We start from the raw sequence: 2,234 nt of genomic DNA, 5'->3' as shown, positions 1-2,234 counted from the left end.
GCCAGCAGCTCCTCATGACCGCCTCCGATGACCACGGCCCGATGCTCGAACACCGACCGCGACACCACCAGCGAGGAGCCCACATCCACCGGGTCAAGCTCGCCGGCCGCCCGCACGTGCGCCAGCAGTCGCCCGGCCTGCGCCCGCACCGCCTCTTCGGTCTTCGCCGACACCACCCACGGCACCACACTCGCGGCCGGACCCCGATCCTCCGCACCCGGCCCGGTCTGCTCGGCCTCCGGCCCCTGCTCCAAGATCACATGCGCGTTGGTGCCACTGATCCCGAACGACGACACACCCGCCCGGCGCGGACGACCGGTCCCCGGCCACTCGGCCGGTTCGGTCAGCAACTTCACCGCGCCCGAGGACCAGTCCACGTGCGAGGACGGCTCGTCGATGTGCAGCGTCCTGGGCAGCACGCCGTGCCGCATCGCCATGACCATCTTGATCACACCGGCCACACCCGCTGCGGCCTGGGTGTGACCGAGGTTCGACTTGATCGAGCCGAGCAGCAGCGGACGGTCCTCCGGCCGGTCCTGCCCGTAGGTGGCCAGCAGGGCCTGCGCCTCGATCGGGTCGCCCAGCGTGGTGCCGGTGCCGTGGCCCTCGACCGTGTCCACCTCGGTGGGGTTCAAGCCCGCGACGGCCAGCGCCTGACGAATCACCCGCCGCTGCGACGGACCGTTCGGCGCGGTCAACCCGTTCGACGCACCGTCCTGATTGACCGCCGAACCCCGCACCACCGCCAGCACCCGATGCCCGTTACGCCGAGCGTCCGACAGCCGCTCCAGCACCAGCACGCCCACACCCTCGGACCAGCTCACCCCATCGGCCGCGTCGGAGTAGGACTTGCACCGGCCGTCGCCGGCCAACCCGCCCTGCGCACTGAAACCGATGAACGCCCCCGGGGTGGCCATCACGGTCACACCACCGGCCAACGCCAGGCTGCACTCACCCGACCGCAGCGCCTGCGCCGCCATATGTGTCGCCACCAGCGAGGAGGAGCAGGCGGTGTCCACCGTCACCGCCGGACCCTCCAACCCCAGCGCGTACGAGACCCGGCCGGTCGCGACGCTGCCCGCCGTACCGGTGCTGATGAAGCCCATCGCCTCCGGTGGGAGGTCGGCGCTCATCCCGTAGTCGTGATACATCAGCCCGGCGAACACACCCGTGTGACTGCCCCGCAAGGAGACCGGGTCCATGCCCGCCCGCTCGATCGCCTCCCACGACGTCTCCAGCAGCAACCGCTGCTGCGGATCCATCGCCAGCGCCTCACGCGGCGAGATCCCGAAGAACCCCGGATCGAACTCCCCCGCCTCGTGCAGGAAGCCACCCGCTTCCACGTAGTCGACGCCCCCCTCAAGGGCACCATGACTCCAGCCACGCGTCGTCGGGAAGGGAGAGATCGCATCTCCGCCCTCACTGACCAGTCGCCACAGATCCTCCGGCGAGGTGACCCCACCCGGATAACGGCACGCCATGCCCACGATCACGATCGGATCATTCGTTACCGGTGCCACCGACGCGGGGATGACCACGTCGGCGTCCTCACCGAACAGCTCGGCCAGCAGGAACTCCGCCAGCACCACCGGCGTCGGGTAGTCGAACACCAGCGTGGACGGCAACCGCAACCCGGTCACCCCGTTCAGCCGGTTACGCAACTCCACCGCGGTCAGGGAATCGAAGCCCAGCTCACGAAACTCCCGCCGCACCTCCACCGTCTCCGGCGAGGCATGCCCCAAGACCATGGCCACCCCGGTACGCACCAGATCCACCAGGACCTCGACACGCTCGGCCAGGCCCAGCGGAGCCAGCCGCTGCAGCAACGTCGCGGCCACCACCGAACCGGACGCCGCCGACCGGCGACCGCCCCGCACCAGACCCCGCAACAGTGCCGGCACCTCGCCATAACCGCGCATCGACGGCAGATCCAGCCGGACCGGAACCAGCACCGCATGCTCAAGCGCGACAGCGGCCTCGAACAACGCCAGACCCTGCTCCACCGACAGCGGCGGCATGCCCGTCCGGGCAATCCGCCGCATATCGGCATCACTCAGCGTGCCGGTCATCCCGCTGTCCTGAGCCCAGGCACCCCACGCCAGCGACAGCGCGGGCAACCCCTCGGCCCGGCGCAACTGAGCCAGCCCATCCAAGAACGCGTTCGCAGCCGCATAGTTGCCCTGCCCAGCCGAGCCCATCACCCCGGCCAGCGAAGAGAACACCACGAACGCCGC

At 70.2% G+C, this 2,234-nt stretch carries 1 protein-coding gene; it reads right to left on the bottom strand.

Annotated features, from left to right (window positions below; all coding sequences use genetic code 11):
- Positions 1 to 2,234, bottom strand: a 2,234-nt coding sequence (locus ABZU75_RS46235; RefSeq protein ID WP_355569898.1) for a beta-ketoacyl synthase N-terminal-like domain-containing protein, incomplete at both ends; no start/stop codon positions are given.

It is taken from the genome of Streptosporangium sp. NPDC005286 (assembly GCF_040607515.1).
Classification (GTDB): domain Bacteria; phylum Actinomycetota; class Actinomycetes; order Streptosporangiales; family Streptosporangiaceae; genus Streptosporangium.
This window is presented reverse-complemented; position numbering and strand designations above follow the sequence as displayed.